At 72.2% G+C, this 17284-nt stretch carries 11 protein-coding genes; 10 read left to right on the top strand and 1 reads right to left on the bottom strand.

What is annotated here, in order from left to right; genetic code table 11:
• Positions 1-71: 71 nt before the first annotated feature.
• From rodA to obgE, 8 genes are all read left to right on the top strand, one after another.
• Positions 72-1268: a rod shape-determining protein RodA gene (gene rodA / locus ABZU99_RS22840; RefSeq protein ID WP_355953446.1), complete on the top strand. Its 1197-nt coding sequence runs from the start codon at positions 72-74 to the stop codon at positions 1266-1268.
• A gap of 146 nt (positions 1269-1414) precedes the next feature.
• A complete protein-coding gene (locus ABZU99_RS22835) occupies positions 1415-3052 on the top strand; it encodes a CYTH and CHAD domain-containing protein (protein WP_356046306.1) in 1638 nt (545 codons plus the stop codon).
• Between the two features lie 100 nt (positions 3053-3152).
• Positions 3153-5078: a TIGR03960 family B12-binding radical SAM protein gene (locus ABZU99_RS22830; RefSeq protein ID WP_356046304.1), complete on the top strand. Its 1926-nt coding sequence runs from the start codon at positions 3153-3155 to the stop codon at positions 5076-5078.
• Positions 5079-5217: 139 nt separating this feature from the next.
• Positions 5218-5961, top strand: a complete 744-nt coding sequence (locus tag ABZU99_RS22825; protein ID WP_356046302.1) for a TIGR03936 family radical SAM-associated protein — start codon at positions 5218-5220, stop codon at positions 5959-5961.
• A gap of 252 nt (positions 5962-6213) precedes the next feature.
• Positions 6214-10293, top strand: coding sequence for an Rne/Rng family ribonuclease (locus ABZU99_RS22820; protein ID WP_356046300.1), 4080 nt, complete (start codon positions 6214-6216; stop codon positions 10291-10293).
• A 235-nt stretch (positions 10294-10528) separates the two neighbouring features.
• A complete protein-coding gene (gene rplU / locus ABZU99_RS22815; RefSeq protein WP_355944053.1) occupies positions 10529-10849 on the top strand; it encodes a 50S ribosomal protein L21 in 321 nt (106 codons plus the stop codon).
• 14 nt (positions 10850-10863) lie between these two features.
• Positions 10864-11121, top strand: a complete 258-nt coding sequence (gene rpmA / locus ABZU99_RS22810; protein WP_355944051.1) for a 50S ribosomal protein L27 — start codon at positions 10864-10866, stop codon at positions 11119-11121.
• Between the two features lie 145 nt (positions 11122-11266).
• On the top strand, positions 11267-12700 hold the full coding sequence (gene obgE, locus ABZU99_RS22805; protein WP_355944049.1) for a GTPase ObgE: 1434 nt from the start codon (positions 11267-11269) through the stop codon (positions 12698-12700).
• Between the two features lie 305 nt (positions 12701-13005).
• Here the strand turns inward: obgE and ABZU99_RS22800 are convergent, their stop codons facing one another.
• Entirely contained in the window at positions 13006-15093 is a 2088-nt protein-coding gene (locus ABZU99_RS22800; protein WP_355944047.1) for a hypothetical protein, read from the bottom strand.
• Between the two features lie 344 nt (positions 15094-15437).
• Here ABZU99_RS22800 and proB point away from each other — a divergent pair, with 344 nt between their 5' ends.
• Together proB and ABZU99_RS22790 are read left to right on the top strand one after the other, a co-directional pair.
• Positions 15438-16568: a glutamate 5-kinase gene (gene proB / locus ABZU99_RS22795; protein ID WP_355944091.1), complete on the top strand. Its 1131-nt coding sequence runs from the start codon at positions 15438-15440 to the stop codon at positions 16566-16568.
• Positions 16569-16792: 224 nt separating this feature from the next.
• Positions 16793-17254, top strand: coding sequence for a hypothetical protein (locus ABZU99_RS22790; RefSeq protein WP_355944046.1), 462 nt, complete (start codon positions 16793-16795; stop codon positions 17252-17254).
• Positions 17255-17284 lie beyond the last annotated feature (30 nt).

The following is a 17284-nucleotide window of genomic DNA, read 5'->3' as shown; positions in this document are numbered from 1 at the left end:
GCCGGGCCGCAGGTGGCATCGAAGGCGGCACCTGTGCGCCGCGCGGGCGGAGAAACGAACGGGAGGTGGCAGTGACCGCTACGGGTTACTCCGTCCGCCGCTTCACCCCGGAGCGCGGCACCTGGGGCAAGCTCATGGCGCGCGACTCGCTCGTACGCCGCCTCGACTGGGTGCTGCTGCTCACCGCCGTCGCCCTGTCGGCGATCGGCGCGGCGCTCGTCTACTCCGCCACCCGCAACCGCACCGAGCTCAACCAGGGCGACCCGTACTACTTCCTGGTCCGGCATGCCCTGAACACCGGGATCGGGGTGCTGCTGGCGATCGGCACCATCTGGCTCGGTCATCGCACCCTGCGCGGCGCGGTCCCGGTCCTCTACGGGCTGTCCGTGGTGCTCGTCCTCGCCGTCCTCACCCCGCTGGGCTCGACCATCAACGGCGCGCACGCATGGATCGTCATCGGCGGCGGCTTCTCCCTCCAGCCCGGAGAGTTCGCCAAGATCACGATTATTCTGGGCATGGCGATGCTGCTGGCCACCCGGGTGGACGCGGGGGATCGTCTCCACCCCGACCACCGCACCGTCGTCCAGGCGCTCGCGCTGGCCGCGCTGCCCATCGTGATCGTGCTGCTGATGCCGGACCTCGGCTCGGTGATGGTCATGGCGGTGATCGTGCTCGCCGTGCTGCTCGCCTCCGGCGCCTCCAACCGCTGGATCGCGGGGCTGATCCTCACCGCGGTGACCGGCGCGCTGCTCGTCTGGAAGCTCGGCGTCCTGGACCAGTACCAGATCGACCGCTTCGCCGCCTTCGCCAACCCCGCCCTGGACCCGGCCGGCGTCGGCTACAACACCAACCAGGCGCGGATCGCGATCGGCTCGGGCGGTCTGACCGGCAAAGGGCTCTTCCACGGCACCCAGACCACCGGTCAGTTCGTGCCCGAGCAGCAGACCGACTTCGTCTTCACGGTGGCGGGGGAGGAGCTCGGCTTCCTCGGCGCCGGCCTGATCATCCTGTTGCTGGGGGTCGTGCTGTGGCGCGCGTGCCGGATCGCCCGTGACACCACGGAGCTGTACGGGACGGTCGTCGCCGCCGGCATCATCGCCTGGTTCGCCTTCCAGTCGTTCGAGAACATCGGCATGACGCTCGGCATCATGCCGGTCGCCGGTCTGCCGCTGCCGTTCGTCTCCTACGGCGGCTCGTCGATGTTCGCCGTATGGATCGCCGTCGGCCTGCTGCAGTCCATCAAGGTGCAGCGTCCGATCTCCGCCTGAGCGGATGCGGTGAAGTTCGCCGCTGATCCCTCGCCGTTCGGCCTGGCCGAGGGCTTGGACGCCGAGAAGGATCAGCACTTGACTTCGCCGTAACCGCTTAGCCGTGTCGTAGGGCTGTCACCTGCCCAGGCGGGTAGGTGACAGTCATGGTCGACACGAAGCAGGAGATCGAGCGCAAGTACGAGGCGACGGCCGAAGAAGCCGGTCCGTCCGGGCGACCCGACCTGCCGGGTCTGCCCGAGCTGACCGGGGCGGGCCCGGTCGCGTCCGTGGTGAGCAAGGGCGTGACCACCCTCGACGCCACCTATTACGACACCCCCGAGCGGCGCCTTTTCGCGGACGGCATCACCCTCCGCCGCCGCGAGGGCGGCGACGACGCGGGCTGGCATCTGAAGCTGCCGGTCGGGCCGGACACCCGGGAGGAGATCCACGCGCCGCTCGGCGACGAGGTGCCGTCCGAGATGGCCGCCCTCATCCGCTCGCGAGTTCGTCGCGCCCCGCTGCTCCCGCTCGCCCGACTGCGGTCCGAGCGGGACCGCAAGCACCTGGTGGACGCCGACGGCACCGTGCTCGCCGAGGTGTCCCTCGACCGCGTGACGGCCCGGCGGCTGGCGCCGGAGGAGGGCAAGCCGGTGCGGTGGACCGAGGTCGAGGTGGAGCTCGCCGAGGGCCGGGGCCACGACCAGCGGCTGCTCGACGCCGTCGAGGCGCGGCTCGGCGAAGGAGGGCTGCACCGCGCCGAGAGCCCCTCCAAGCTCGCCAAGGCCCTGGCCGAGACGGAGGCGGGCGCGGTCGCCGTCGAGGCCGGCGGGGGCAGGCCCGGACGGCCCGCGAAGCCTGGGAAGCCCGCCACCACCGCCCAGCAGGTCCAGCAGGCCGCGAAGGACCCGCGGCGGCCGCTGGGTGCGGGCGATGTCGTCCTGGACTACATACGCCGCCAGCTCGACGCCATCGCCGAGCTCGACCCGGCCGTGCGCCGGGACGTACCGGATTCGGTGCACCGCATGCGCGTCGCCACCCGCCGGCTGCGCAGCGCCTTCCGCTCGTACCGCAAGGTGCTCGACCGTACGGTCACCGACCCGATCGGCGACGAGCTGAAGTGGCTGGCCGGTGAGCTCGGCGTGGAGCGCGACCGCGAGGTGCTCACCGAGCGCCTGGAGCACCAGCTCGCCGAGGTGCCGGACGACCTCCGGCTCGGCCCGGTGAAGGCCCGGCTGCACCACTGGTCGCAGGGGCGGCGCGGCGGCGCACGCGAGAGGGTGCTCGGCGCCCTCGACGGCGAGCGCTATCTCACGCTCCTCGACACCCTCGACGCGCTGGTGGCCGACCCGCCGCTGCGGCCGGCCGCAGCGAAGCCGGCCGGGCCGGTGGCCGCCAAGGCCGTGTTGCGCGACTACGAGCGGCTCGCGGGCCGGATGGCCACCGCCCTGGAGACGCCCCCGGGACCGGACCGCGACATCGCCGTCCACCAGGCCCGCAAGGCCGCCAAGCGCGCCCGCTACGCCGCCGAGACGGCCCGGCCCGCGCTCGGCAAGCCCGCGAAGAAGTTCGCCCGCCGTATGGAGGCCATGCAGGACGCCCTCGGCGAGCACCAGGACAGCGTCGTCACCCGGGAGGCGCTGCGCGTGCTGGCCACCCAGGCCCATGGCGCGGGGGAGAGCGACTTCACCTTCGGCCTGCTCTACGGGCACGAGGAGGCGCGGGCGGCCGACAGCGAGCGCGAGCTGCCGGATGTCTGGGCGAAGGCCTCGCGCAAGAAGCACAGGGCGGCGCTGAGCCCCTGACGTGCGGCCGCTGGGGCGGGCCCGTCCTGTGGCGGGCGGGCCCGCGCGGGGCGGGTACGCTTGAGGGTCACCCCTGTCAGCTCACGAAGGTAACTCCCAGATGTCTGTCGAGTCGGTCTTCCCACAGCTCGAGGCCCTGCTCCCGCATGTGCAGAAGCCGATCCAGTACGTAGGCGGGGAGCTCAACTCCACCGTCAAGGACTGGGACTCCTGCGACGTGCGTTGGGCGCTCATGTACCCCGACGCCTACGAGGTCGGGCTGCCCAACCAGGGCGTCCAGATCCTCTACGAGGTGCTCAACGAGCGCGAAGGCGTGCTCGCCGAGCGCACCTACAGCGTCTGGCCGGACCTCGAAGAGCTGATGCGCGAGCACAAGGTGGAGCAGTTCACCGTGGACGCGCACCGCCCGGTGTCCGCCTTCGACCTGTTCGGCGTCTCCTTCTCGACCGAGCTGGGCTACACCAATCTGCTCACCGCGCTCGACCTCGCCGGCATCCCCCTGGACGCCGTCGACCGCACCGAGGACCACCCCGTCGTGGTCGCCGGCGGCCACGCCGCGTTCAACCCGGAGCCGATCGCGGACTTCATCGACTGCGCGGTGATCGGCGACGGTGAGCAGGCCGTGCTGGAGATGACCGAGACCGTCCGGGCCTGGAAGGCCGAGGGCCGCCCGGGTGGCCGCGATGAGCTGCTCTTCCGCCTCGCCCGCACCGGCGGCGTCTATGTGCCGAAGTTCTACGACGTGGAGTACCTGCCCGACGGCCGGATCTCCCGGGTGGTGCCGAACCGCTCCGGCGTGCCGTGGCGGATCTCCAAGCACACCGTCATGGACCTCGACGAGTGGCCGTACCCCAAGCAGCCGCTGGTCCCGCTCGCCGAGACCGTTCATGAGCGGATGTCGGTGGAGATCTTCCGCGGCTGCACCCGCGGCTGCCGCTTCTGCCAGGCGGGCATGATCACCCGCCCGGTGCGTGAGCGGTCCATCACCGGCATCGGCGAGATGGTCGACAAGGGCCTGAAGGCCACCGGCTTCGAGGAGGTCGGCCTGCTGTCGCTCTCCTCCGCCGACCACACCGAGATCGGCGACATCGCCAAGGGCCTGGCCGACCGGTACGAGGAGGACAAGATCGGCTTGTCCCTCCCCTCGACCCGGGTCGACGCCTTCAACATCGACCTCGCCAACGAGCTGACCCGCAACGGCCGCCGCTCGGGCCTGACTTTCGCCCCCGAGGGTGGCAGCGAGCGCATCCGCAAGGTCATCAACAAGATGGTCTCGGAAGAGGACCTCATCCGGACCGTCGCCACCGCGTACGGCAACGGCTGGCGGCAGGTGAAGCTGTACTTCATGTGCGGTCTGCCCACCGAGACCGACGACGACGTCCTGCAGATCGCCGACATGGCGATCAAGGTCATCGCCAAGGGCCGCGAGGTGTCCGGCAAGAACGACATCCGCTGCACCGTCTCGATCGGCGGCTTCGTGCCCAAGCCGCACACCCCCTTTCAGTGGGCGCCGCAGCTCAGCGCCGAGGGGACGGACGCGCGGCTGGAGAAGCTGCGCGAGAAGATCCGCGGCGACAAGAAGTACGGCCGCTCCATCGGCTTCCGCTACCACGACGGCAAGCCCGGCATCGTCGAGGGCCTGCTCTCGCGCGGCGACCGCCGGGTGGGCGCGGTCATCCGCGCCGTCTACGAGGACGGCGGCCGGTTCGACGGCTGGCGTGAGCACTTCAGTTACGACCGCTGGATGGAATGCGCCCAGCGCACGCTGCCCGACTTCGGTCTGGACGTCGACTGGTACACCACCCGTGAGCGCACCTATGAGGAGGTCCTGCCCTGGGACCACCTGGACTCCGGTCTCGACAAGGACTGGCTCTGGGAGGACTGGCAGGACGCTCTCGACGAGACCGAGGTCGACGACTGCCGCTGGACCCCGTGCTTCGACTGCGGCGTCTGCCCGCAGATGGACACGGAGATCCAGATCGGCCCGACCGGCCGGAAGCTGCTGCCGCTGTCGGTCGTGAAGTAGCCGTCCGGTAACCACCGGCTCACAAAGTAGGCTGGAAGACACGAGGGCCGCACAGGCCCTGGTGTTCGACCGCAAGGAAGTACAAGGAGACAGACCCCTGGGCAAGCGACAGCCCGAAGGCCCGCCGCCCGCACCGGCGGTGCAGCGCATCCGTTTGCGCTACACCAAGCGCGGCCGCCTCCGGTTCACCAGCCATCGCGACTTCCAGCGCGCCTTCGAGCGGGCGCTGCGCCGCGCCGAGGTGCCCATGGCCTACTCGGCGGGCTTCACCCCGCATCCGAAGGTGTCGTACGCCAATGCCGCACCCACCGGCACCGGCAGTGAGGCCGAGTACCTGGAGATCCAGCTCACCGAGGCGCGCGACCCCGAGCGGCTGCGCGTCCTCCTCGACGAGTCGCTGCCCGGCGGCCTCGACGTCATCGACGCCGTCGAGGCCATGACATCCGGCCTCGCCGACCGGCTGCAGGCGTCCGTATGGGAGATCCGGCTCGACCAGGTCGCCCCCGCGGAGGCCGAGCGGGCCGCCGCGGCCTTCCTCAAGGCCGACACGGTCGAGGTCGAGCGCATGACGAAAAACGGGTTGCGGACCTTCGACGCCCGTGCCGCGGTGGCCCGGCTGGAGGCGTTCGCGCCTCGGGCCGATAGGCCCGGGGACGGTGGCTGTGCGATACTGCGGCTGGTGGTACGGCATCTGACACCTGCCGTACGACCCGACGACGTCCTGTCCGGTCTCCGCGCTACGGCCGACCTGGCGCCGCCGGTCCCCGCAGCGGTGACCAGGCTGGCGCAGGGGCTGCTCGATGAGGAGTCCGGCACGGTGACCGACCCGCTCGCGCCCGATCGCGAGGCAGTTCCGGCCGCCCCACCCACGGCGCCGAGCTGACCGCCGCGATGGCGCCGGAAGGTTCCGCGTAAGGATCGCCGTCGATGCGCCGCCGATGCACTTGGGAGCCACCCGGGTCCGGCTGGTGCACTGACCAGGAGACTTTCGCCGGTCCGGCATTTCCGGTCCCGGCGAGCGAGACAACAGCTCCCGTGCGGCGCCCGCGCCCCGGACGGCGGCACACGCGCATAGCGCGGGTGGCCGGCCGGAACCAGGCGCGGCGCCCGGGAGCGTGACGGGAGAAACGCCCGCATGCTCGAGCCAATTGAGCCGACCCAGCCTGTCCAGCCCCTGGGAGGCGCGCCACGCGCCGCCGTTCCCGGGGATTCCATCGAGAGCACACCCAGCGACACCTTGCCGGCGCGCCGCCGCCGTGCGGCCTCCCGGCCGGCCGGCCCGCCGGTCGGCGTGGTGGGCGGCGCCGAGGTGACCGCGCCCGCCGTACCGGCCATACCGGCTGATCAGACCGGTGGGGCCGGGGCCGTCGCCGCCGGTGCCGCCGTGGCCGCGAGTGGGGCCGAGGCCGACCCTGGCACGGATTCCGCCGCTCCGCCCGCCCGTACGCGCCGTCGGGTGGCCCGCAAGGCGACCGCCCCGGCCGGTGCGCCGGAGACCGCCGAGACCGTGGTGCCGGTGGAGGAGCCCGCCAGGGCCGCAGCCGCCGGTGAGGCCCCTCAGGAGCCCGCCGCCGAGCCCGCGCCGTCGGCCCGCCCCCGGCGCCGAGCCACCCGTAAGGCCACCGCCCCGGCCGGTGCGCCGGAAGCCGCCGAGACGGTGGTGCCGGCGGAGGAGCCCGCCAAGGCCGCTGAGGAGCCCGCCGCCGAGTCCGCGCCGCCCGCTCGTACGCGGCGCCGTTCCACCCGTAAGGCGTCCGCCCCTGCGGGCGCCCCCCAGACCGAGGCCGCCGGCGCGGACGCGTCGTCTGCGGCGGCCGCTGGCGACAGTGGTGACGAGGCCACCGCCCCAGCAGCAGTCGCAGCCGACGCCCCGGCCGACGAGGCTCCACGCGCCCGTACCCGCCGCCGTGCCGGCCGTAAGGCGACCGCCCCGGCCGGTGAGCCGGAGACCGCCGAGACGGCGGAGCCGGTGCAGTCGGCGGAGGAGACCGCCGAGGCCGAGACCGTCCCCGCCGCGCCTGCCCGTACGCGTCGCCGTGCGACCCGTAAGTCGACCGCCCCCGCCGGGACGCCCTCGGAGGCCGAGGCCACCGAGGAGCCCACCGCCGAAGAGCCCGCCGCAGCGGAGGCCGAGGAGGCGCCGCGCGGTCGAACCCGCCGCCGTGCGACCCGTGGTACGGCGCCCGCCGCCGATGCGCAGGGCGAGCCGGAGCCGCGGACCACGCAGGCCCAGGCCGCCGAGGCCGAGCAGGAGCCGGAGCCCGCGCCCCGTTCGCGCCGCAGGGCCGTACGGCCGCCGACGGCTGTCTTCCAGGCGCCGGTGTTCACCGAGCCGGTGTTCCAGACCCCGGAGAGCGCCGCCGCCGAGGCCGCCGCCGCCCTGGGCGAGGCCGAGGAAGAAGAAGAGCAGACCGCCGAGGCTCCCGAGCCCGCCGAGCCCGCCGCGCCGGCCGAGCCCGCCACCGGCCGCCGTCGGCGCCGCCGCCGTGGCGAGCCCGCCGAGGAGCGGGCGGAGGCCGAGGAGACCACCGAGGCCGCCGAGCCCGCGGAGGCGGAGGTCCAGCAGGCCGAGGCCCAGCAGGCCGAGGCCCAGCAGGCGGAGGCCGAGGGCGAGCACGGCGACGAGGAGTCGGGCGACCGCCCGTCCCGCCGCCGTCGCCGTGGCGGGCGCCGTCGCCGCCGGGGCGAGGCGGCCGAGGCCGAGGGCGCCGAGGGCGACACCGAGGAGCGGTACGAGGAGGAGTCCCGCGCCGCGGGCGAGGGCGCCGAAGAGCCGGGCGCGGCCGCGGACGAGGAGGACGCCGAGGCCGGTGAGACCACCGGTGGCGGCTCCAGCAGCAGCCGTCGCCGCCGTCGCCGCCGCCGTCGCAGCGGGGACGCCGGCGAGGTCGAGGCGGGCGGTGACGACCCGGAGCGCACGGTCGTCAAGGTCCGCGAGCCGCGTGAGCGGCGCGGGAAGGAAGCCGAGCCCGGTACCGGCGCCGACGAGGTGCAGTCGATCAAGGGGTCGACGCGTCTGGAGGCGAAGAAGCAGCGCCGCCGCGAGGGCCGCGAGCAGGGCCGCCGCCGGGTGCCGATCATCACCGAGGCCGAGTTCCTGGCCCGCCGCGAGGCGGTCGAGCGGGTGATGGTCGTCCGGCAGAGCGGCGAGCGCACCCAGATCGGCGTGCTGGAGGACAACGTCCTCGTCGAGCACTTCGTCAACAAGGAGCAGTCGACCAGCTACGTCGGCAACGTCTACCTGGGCAAGGTCCAGAACGTGCTGCCGTCGATGGAGGCCGCCTTCGTCGACATCGGCAAGGGCCGTAACGCCGTGCTGTACGCGGGTGAGGTCAACTTCGACGCGCTGGGGCTCGCGAACGGGCCGCGCCGTATCGAGACCGCCCTGAAGTCCGGGCAGTCCGTCCTCGTCCAGGTCACCAAGGACCCGATCGGGCACAAGGGCGCCCGGCTGACCAGCCAGGTCTCCCTCCCCGGCCGCTATCTGGTGTACGTGCCCGAGGGCTCGATGACCGGGATCAGCCGCAAGCTGCCCGACACCGAGCGGGCGCGGCTGAAGCAGATCCTCAAGAAGATCGTCCCCGAGGACGCGGGCGTGATCGTCCGTACCGCCGCGGAGGGCGCGAGCGAGGAGGAGCTGGCCCGCGACGTCGCACGGCTCCAGCAGCAGTGGGAAGAGATCAAGAAGAAGGCCAAGAGCGGCAACGCCCCGTCGCTGCTCTACGGTGAGCCGGACATGACCGTCCGGGTCGTCCGCGACATCTTCAACGAGGACTTCTCCAAGGTCATCGTGAGCGGTGAGGACGCCTGGGAGACCATCCACGGCTATGTCTCGCACGTCGCGCCCGACCTCTCCGACCGGCTGCAGAAGTGGACGTCGGACGTCGATGTCTTCGCCACGTACCGGATCGACGAGCAGCTGATGAAGGCGCTGGACCGCAAGGTCTGGCTGCCCAGCGGCGGCTCGCTGGTGATCGACCGGACCGAGGCGATGGTCGTGGTCGACGTCAACACCGGCAAGTTCACCGGCCAGGGCGGCAACCTGGAGGAGACGGTCACCAGGAACAACCTGGAGGCGGCCGAGGAGATCGTGCGCCAGCTGCGGCTGCGCGACCTCGGCGGCATCATCGTGATCGACTTCATCGACATGGTGCTCGAGTCCAACCGGGATCTGGTGCTGCGCCGGCTGCTCGAGTGCCTGGGCCGGGACCGTACGAAGCACCAGGTGGCGGAGGTCACCTCGCTGGGCCTGGTGCAGATGACCCGTAAGCGGGTCGGCCAGGGGCTGCTGGAGTCCTTCTCCGAGTCCTGTGTGCACTGCAGCGGCCGCGGCGTGATCGTCCACATGGACCAGCCGTCCGCGGTCGGCGGCGGTGGCGGCAAGCGGAAGAAGAAGAAGGCCGCGGCGGGCGGCCAGCAGGCGCCCGAGCCGGAGCCGACTGTCGTCTCCGTGACCGCGGCCGAGACGGCGGCCGAGGTCGCCGCCGAGGTCGCCGCGGAGATCGCGGAGCCGACTGCGCTGCCCGGGCCGGCCTTCGCGCCCGACGAGGAGCTGTACAGCAGCGCCGCGGAGGCCGAGGCCGCCGCGAGCCGCGGGCGTTCGCGCCGCAGGGCGACCCGGAAGGTGTCCGCCCCGGCGGGCGCGCCGAAGGCCGCCGAGCAGACGGAGGCCGTGGTCGTCGTGGAGCCGAAGGAGGCGCCCCAGCCTCAGCCGGAACCGCAGGCCACCGTCGAGGTGTCTGCCCCGGCCGCAGAGCCCACCGCGCCCGAGGCCGCCGAGGCCCCGGCCGCTCCCGCGCCGCGGGCGCGCCGTCGTGCCACCCGTAAGGCGACCGCCCCGGCGGGCTCGCCCACGGGCTCCGAGGAGGCGGCCGTGGTGGTCGTCAGCGCCCCTGCCGCCGACTCGAAGCCGCAGGAGCCGCAGGAGCCGCGGGAGCCGGAGGCGGCGCCCGAGGCGGCGCCCGAGGCCGCGTCCACCGACGGCGAGGGCGAGGCCAGGAAGACGGCCCGTAAGGCCGCCAAGAAGGCCCCGGCGAAGAAGACGGCCGCCAAGAAGGCCCCGGCCAAGAAGACGGCCGCGAAGAAGACCGCGGCCAAGAAGGCGACGGCGAAGAAGACCACCACCAAGAAGGCGGCTTCGAAGTCGACGTCGAAGAAGACCGCGGCGGCGGACCAGCAGACGCCGCAGTCGGTCTCGGCATCCGCCGACGACTGACGGCACCCGGCCCGGAGGGCCGCCTCCCCACGTGGGGAGGCGGCCCTCCGGGCTCTGGTAGCCTTGACCCTCGGCGTCTGTACGCCAAACCCCTGAGCAGATCCCTCCCGGTCCACCGGGAGAGGCCGCTCGCCGACGGTGAACCGCGAGGAGTCACTCGGTGACCATGGCCCTATGGGCCGTGTGAGCGGCTGGCATCAGAGGTCCCATTTACTAGCGAGAGAGTGAGAACCGCGTGTACGCAATCGTGCGCACCGGCGGCCGCCAGCAGAAGGTTGCCGTGGGCGATGTCATCGAGGTCGACCGGATTGGCACCAGCAAGGTCGGCGACACCGTCGAGCTCTCGACTCTGCTCGTTGTCGACGGCGATGCCGTCACCAGCGACCCGTGGGTCCTGGCCGGCGTGAGGGTTCACGCCGAGGTTGTCGACCACCACAAGGGTGCCAAGATCGACATCCTGAAGTACAAGAACAAGACCGGTTACCGGAAGCGGATCGGCCACCGCCAGCTGCACACCGCGCTGAAGATCACCGGCATCGACTCGGCTGCGAAGTAAGGGACTGAGGAGACATGGCACACAAGAAGGGCGCATCGTCCACTCGGAACGGTCGCGACTCCAACGCCCAGCGGCTCGGCGTCAAGCGCTTCGGCGGTCAGAGCGTCAACGCGGGTGAGATCCTGGTCCGCCAGCGCGGCACGCACTTCCACCCGGGCGCGGGCGTCGGCCGCGGCGGCGACGACACGCTGTTCGCGCTGGCCGCCGGTGCGGTGCAGTTCGGCACCCACCGTGGCCGCAAGGTCGTGAACATCGTCCCGGTCGCTGAGTAATCAGCCCGGCGCGATACCGCACACCTTCCGAGGGCGGACCGCTCTTTCCCATGACGGGGAAGCGGGTCCGCCCTCTGCGCGTTACGAGTGCCAGGGGCGCTCGTCACGACACCACCCATCCCGTATGTATCTGGAGGCACCCGTCATGACCACCTTCGTGGACCGCGTCGAGCTGCATGTCGCCGCGGGTAACGGAGGCCACGGCTGCGCCTCCGTGCACCGCGAGAAGTTCAAACCGCTCGGCGGCCCGGACGGCGGCAACGGCGGCCGCGGCGGCGATGTGATCCTGGTCGTCGACCAGTCGGTCACCACACTGCTCGAGTACCACCACAGCCCCCACCGCAAGGCCACCAACGGCAAGCCCGGCGAGGGCGGCAACCGCTCCGGCAAGGACGGTACGGATCTGGTCCTGCCGGTCCCGGACGGCACCGTCGTCCTCGACAAGCAGGGCAATGTGCTCGCCGACCTGATCGGCGAGGGCACCACCTACATCGCTGCCCAGGGCGGCCGCGGCGGCCTTGGTAACGCCGCCCTCGCCTCGGCCCGCCGCAAGGCCCCCGGCTTCGCGCTGCTGGGCGAGCCGGGCCAGGCCGGCGATGTGATCCTTGAGCTCAAGACCGTCGCGGACGTGGCCCTCGTCGGCTACCCGAGCGCCGGCAAGTCCTCGCTGATCTCGGTGCTCTCGGCCGCCAAGCCGAAGATCGCCGACTACCCCTTCACCACGCTGGTGCCCAACCTGGGTGTGGTCACCGCCGGTTCGACCGTCTACACCATCGCGGACGTCCCCGGTCTGATCCCCGGCGCCAGCCAGGGCAAGGGCCTCGGCCTGGAGTTCCTGCGCCATGTCGAGCGCTGCTCGGTGCTGGTGCATGTGCTGGACACGGCAGCTCTGGAGTCCGAGCGCGACCCGCTGACCGACCTCGACGTCATCGAGGCGGAGCTTGCCGAGTACGGCGGTCTGGAGGACCGGCCTCGGCTCGTGGTGCTCAACAAGGTCGACGTCCCCGACGGCAAGGACCTCGCCGACATCATCCGGCCCGACCTCGAGGCCCGCGGCTACCAGGTCTTCGAGGTCTCGGCGGTCGCCCATCTCGGGCTCAAGGAGCTGTCGTTCGCCCTGGCCAAGATCGTCGCCGATGCCCGGGCCGCGAAGCCGAAGGAGGAGGCGACCCGGATCGTCATCCGGCCGAAGGCCGTGGACGACGCCGGCTTCAAGGTCATCGCCGAGGAGGGCTTCTACCGGGTGCTGGGCGAGAAGCCCGAACGCTGGGTCCGCCAGACCGACTTCGCCAACGACGAGGCCGTCGGCTACCTCGCCGACCGCCTGGGCCGCCTCGGCGTGGAGGCCGAGCTGACGAAGGCAGGCGCCCGCGCGGGCGACGAGGTCGTCATCGGCCCCGAGGAAGACGCGGTCGTCTTCGACTGGGAGCCGACGATCTCCGCGGGCGCGGAGATGCTGGGCCGCCGAGGCGAGGACCACCGCTTCGAGGCCCCGCGTCCGGCCGCTCAGCGCCGTCGTGAGCGTGAGGCGGAGCGGGACGAGGCGGATGCGGAGTACGACGAGTTCAAGCCCTTCTAAGCGGATGCGGTGAAGTTCGCCGCTGATCCCTCGCCGTTCGGCCTGGCCGAGGGCTTGGACGCCGAGAAGGATCAGCACCTGACTTCGCCGTAACCGCTTAGGCATTCCAGCCCGTCCGGCGATTGAGGACACGCCCGGAGGGCGTCCAGGGCCGGGCGACGCGGGTCCCGTGGGGCCGTGGCGGGCTCGGGGGCCGTGCTCGCGCCGTAGGGGCCGCCGGCATGCCGTAGGGGCCGTCGGCACGGCGAAGGGCCCGGGAGGAAGCTCCCGGGCCCTTCGCGCTGCTGTGGGCGGCTTTCGGTGGCTCAGACCGTCGCCGTCTCCTCCGAGTCCGAGGAGCCGGGCTCCATCTCCATCTCCTCCGCCGCGTCCCGGGCCTCCCGCTGGGAGGGGATCTCGTCGGACAGCCGCGTGGCCATCCGGGCCCGGCGCTCGTCGGCCTTGGTGCACAGGTTCTGCGCGGCCTGGTTGAAGCGCACCAGGGACGGCGGGTCGGACGGGCCGAGGAGGTGGACCTTCAGCTCCGCGCGGGCGGCGGCGAGGGTGTCCTTCTCGGGGTGCCGGACCGCTTCGAGCAGTCCGGCGACGCCCTTGGCGTCCGGGGTGAGGATCGTGGCGGCGCGCACCGTCGGGAACCCGGCCCGGAACTCCTGCTCCGACAGACCGCTGGTGTTCGCCACGGCGTACGGCTTCTCGCTCGTCAGGTAGTCCGACACCACGCTGGAGACATCGCTGATCAGCACGTCCGCCTGGTTGAAGCAGGTGAAGATCGCCGGGCGCGGGCCGGTGATGATCTGGTGCTCCCACACCGGCAGCGAGGCCCAGAAGGCGCTCTCCCAGGCGGCGGTGGCCGCGGCGACGGTCGCCGCGCGGTTCTCCTCCGGGACGCCCTGGATCTTCATGCGCTCGATCTCGTCGGCGCTGGGGCGGAAGGCGGTGCTGGTGAGGCGGTTGAGTTCATCGGCACGCTTGGCCAGCTCGGCGGCGGCCTCCGGACCCGGACGGTCGCCGGACCGCTTGCTGTTCGCCTCGGCGATCATCGCCTTGATGCGGTCGTTGGCCTGGCCCGCGCGCGGGTCGACGGAGCCGGTCATCGGGTGCGGCTTGTACAGCAGCCGCACCTTGGGGTCGGCCAGCAGCTCGCGGACGATGTTCTCGCCGGCCAGGATGACCGAGGTGTTGCCGGGGTTGCCGTCCCAGCCCTCCCAGGTCGGCGCGTACAGCACGGCGGTGAACTCGCCGGTGGGTACGCCCGCGTAGGGCCGGACGGGGGCCAGCTGAGGGCGGCCGACCTCGACGACGTCCTTGTCCTCGACGCCGATGTCGGCGAGCTGGTAGCGCTCGCGCGCGGCCGGGCCCGCGACCCACACCTCGTCGTACGCCTTGGCGTACGGGTTGCAGCTGGAGAGCTTGTCGCTCTCGCCGTGGTTGGTGAAGGCGTGCTTGATCGAGGGGATGCGCAGCACCTGCGAGGTCTTGCCGGAGTTGGCCGGGTGCAGCAGCATCTTGAGCGTCGAGTGCTCGATGCGCATCAGATGCGCGACCTTGGGGAGGCACAGGATCGGCACATCGGTCGCCTCGATCTTCTGCACCATGAAGCGCTCACGGAGCACGATGATCGGCTTGCCGTCGAGCGCGGCGAGCGTGGAGAGCCACATGTTCGCCTGGTAGGCGGAGGAGCTGCCGCCGGAGAAGTACATGCCCACGGTCGGCTGGTACTCGGCCAGCCACGCGTCGAGCCATTCCAGGGCCTTGGCCTCGGTCACCACGCGCTTGCGCGGCAGCAGCCAGGTGCCCAGGTGGACGGCGCCGCCGATGGCGATCAGCAGCGCGACGGCGAGGCCGATGCCGCCCCACAGACCGTCCTTGGTGGCGGCGGTGACCAGCAGACCGGCGGTGACCGGTGCGGCGAGGCGCAGCAGCCGGCGCCCGTGCTGGCGGGCGAAGATCCGCGGCGGGGCGTCGGACAGCCGCAGCGCGGACGCGTCGATGTTGCGCGTGACGAACGGCAGCTGCCGGCTGCGGCGGACGAGTATGGCCACCGCCTGGCAGGCGAAGTGCATCACATAGAAGAGGGCCAGCCCGACGGTCAGCGGCGCCTGCTCGTGCAGGGGATTGATGCCCTCGATTCTCAGCAGCCCGACCATGATGAGCATGTCGCGGAACAGCTGGCGCACCGTGACGTCGAGGCGGACCTTGCCCAGCAGCGACAGCAGCCCTGGTTGCTTGTGCTGGAGGTAGAGGTCGAGCGCGAGACCACATGCCGAGGCGGCGATGAGGAGCGGTACGTTCGGAAGCACGGCACCGACGAGCTGTGTGGTGAAGAACACGAGCATCGCGAGCAGCGCCGTCAGCTGTACGACCCGGCGTGGGGCGATTCCGGCAGAGGGCACGGGGAGGGCTCCTGGCAGGAGAGCGATGGACTAAAGGGGGACCCCTGACCGTATGCCGAGGCCCGGCCCGGTGACAATCCGCGCTGGTGCCAACCGGTGGGAAACGGCCCCAAAGGATATCTCGCACGGGTGTCCGCGGCCGTGTCCGGGGGGTGGAATACCGAGGCGGGCGAGGCCCTGTCTGCCGTAGATTGCCCCCTTGTCATGATGTGTGTGTAGGGCACACGTCTCATCGGGTCATTCGGGTCATTCGGGTCATTCGGGTCATCGGGGCGAGTGCCGAACCGGGAACGAGCAGAAGGAGCGGCGTGGCGCAGCAGGACGGGTCGGCGGTACGGGACGAGGTGGCCGCCGCCCGCAGGATCGTGGTCAAGATCGGCTCGTCCTCCCTCACCACCGCGGCGGGAGGCCTGGACGCGGACCGCGTCGACGCGCTGGTCGACGTACTCGCCAAGGTCCTCGACGGGCCCGGTGAGGCCGGCGGGGAAGGCAAGGAGATAGTCCTCGTCTCCTCCGGCGCCATCGCCGCCGGGCTGGCGCCCCTGGGCCTCGAACGGCGCCCCCGCGACCTGGCCCGCCAGCAGGCCGCCGCCAGCGTCGGGCAGGGGCTGCTGGTGGCTCGCTACACCGCCTCCTTCGCACGCTACGGGCGCCGGGTCGGCCAGGTGTTGCTGACCACCGACGACACCAGCCGCCGCGCCCACTACCGCAACGCCACCCGCACGCTGGACCAGCTGCTGGCCATGGGCGCCCTGCCGATCGTCAACGAGAACGACACGGTGGCCACGGACGAGATCCGGTTCGGCGACAACGACCGGCTCGCGGCCCTGGTCGCCCATCTCGTCCGGGCGGATCTGCTGGTGCTCCTCTCCGATGTGGACGGTCTCTACGACGGTGACCCCAGGACCCCCGGCACCTCCCGGATCGAGGAGGTCAGGGGCCCCAAGGACCTGGACGGCGTCTCGATCGGCAGCGCGGGCCGCTCCGGGGTCGGCACCGGCGGCATGGTCACCAAGGTCGAGGCGGCCCGGATCGCCGCCGCGGCCGGGGTCCCGGTGGTGCTCACCTCGGCCAGCCGGGCCGGTGACGCCCTGCTCGGCCGCCCCACCGGCACCTTCTTCCACCGCACCGGCCGCCGCTCCGCGGACCGGCTGCTGTGGCTGGCGCACGCCTCCGCGCCGCGCGGCGCGCTCACCCTGGACGACGGGGCGGTACGGGCCGTCGTGGAGCGCCGCACCTCGCTGCTGCCGGCCGGGATCGCCGCCGTGGAGGGTGAGTTCACCGCCGGGGATCCGGTCGAGCTGCGGGACACCGAGGGCCGCGCGGTGGCGCGCGGGCTGGTCAACTTCGACGCCAGGGAGATCCCACGGCTGATCGGCCGGTCGACCCGCGATCTGGCCCGCGAGCTCGGCCCCGCCTACGAGCGGGAGGTCGTGCACCGGGACGACCTCGTGGTGCTGCACCGTCCCATGTGAGGAGATGGGGCGCCGACGAGGTCCTGGGTGTGTCCCCGGCCCCGAAAAACCCCAAAACCGCCACGCGACCGGGCGCGGACTGGTCAACTTTGTTCAACGGGGTCGCGCGGGCAGCGGTCCCGCGGTGCGGAGGGCGGGCCCGGCGCGGGAGCCGCGGCCCCCGGCACCGCCCCGAAACGGTCCGCCCGCGCGTGAGCGGAGCAGCGAGCTACAGGAGGCCGCCGGTGAGACGAGGGCGCCCGGGGGCGCCGCCCAGAGGGGCGGCGGAGCGCACCCTGACCAGTGTCGGAGCGGGTGACTCCGGAGTCGGCGACGCCGTGGCGCACGGCGCCGTGCGCGGCGAGGCGTCCCGGCTGTGGCACATCACCCTCAGCGTCTCGGGGACCGAGGCGCCGCTGCGGGAGGTCCGGCGGGGCCTGGAGCAGCTGGCCCATGACCATCCCTTCCTGCTGACCAGCCGCTATGCCAACGATCACGCCGAGATCCGCTACTGGGAAGAGGCCCGTGATCTGCATGACGCGGCGGCGGTCGCGCTGCGGTTGTGGGGTGAGCACCGGGCGACGGCCAAGCTGCCGCCGTGGGAGATCGTGGGGCTTGAGGTCATCGACCGTGAGACGTATCACCAGCGCATCGCGGAGGGGTACGGGCCGCCGCCGGCGTCCCCGGTGGGCGTGCACCCGTTCTGAGGACGGGTGTGCGCCACCGCCAGGTGAGAA

The sequence above is a fragment of the Streptomyces sp. NPDC005266 genome (assembly GCF_040607655.1).
Lineage (GTDB): Bacteria > Actinomycetota > Actinomycetes > Streptomycetales > Streptomycetaceae > Streptomyces.
This window is presented reverse-complemented; position numbering and strand designations above follow the sequence as displayed.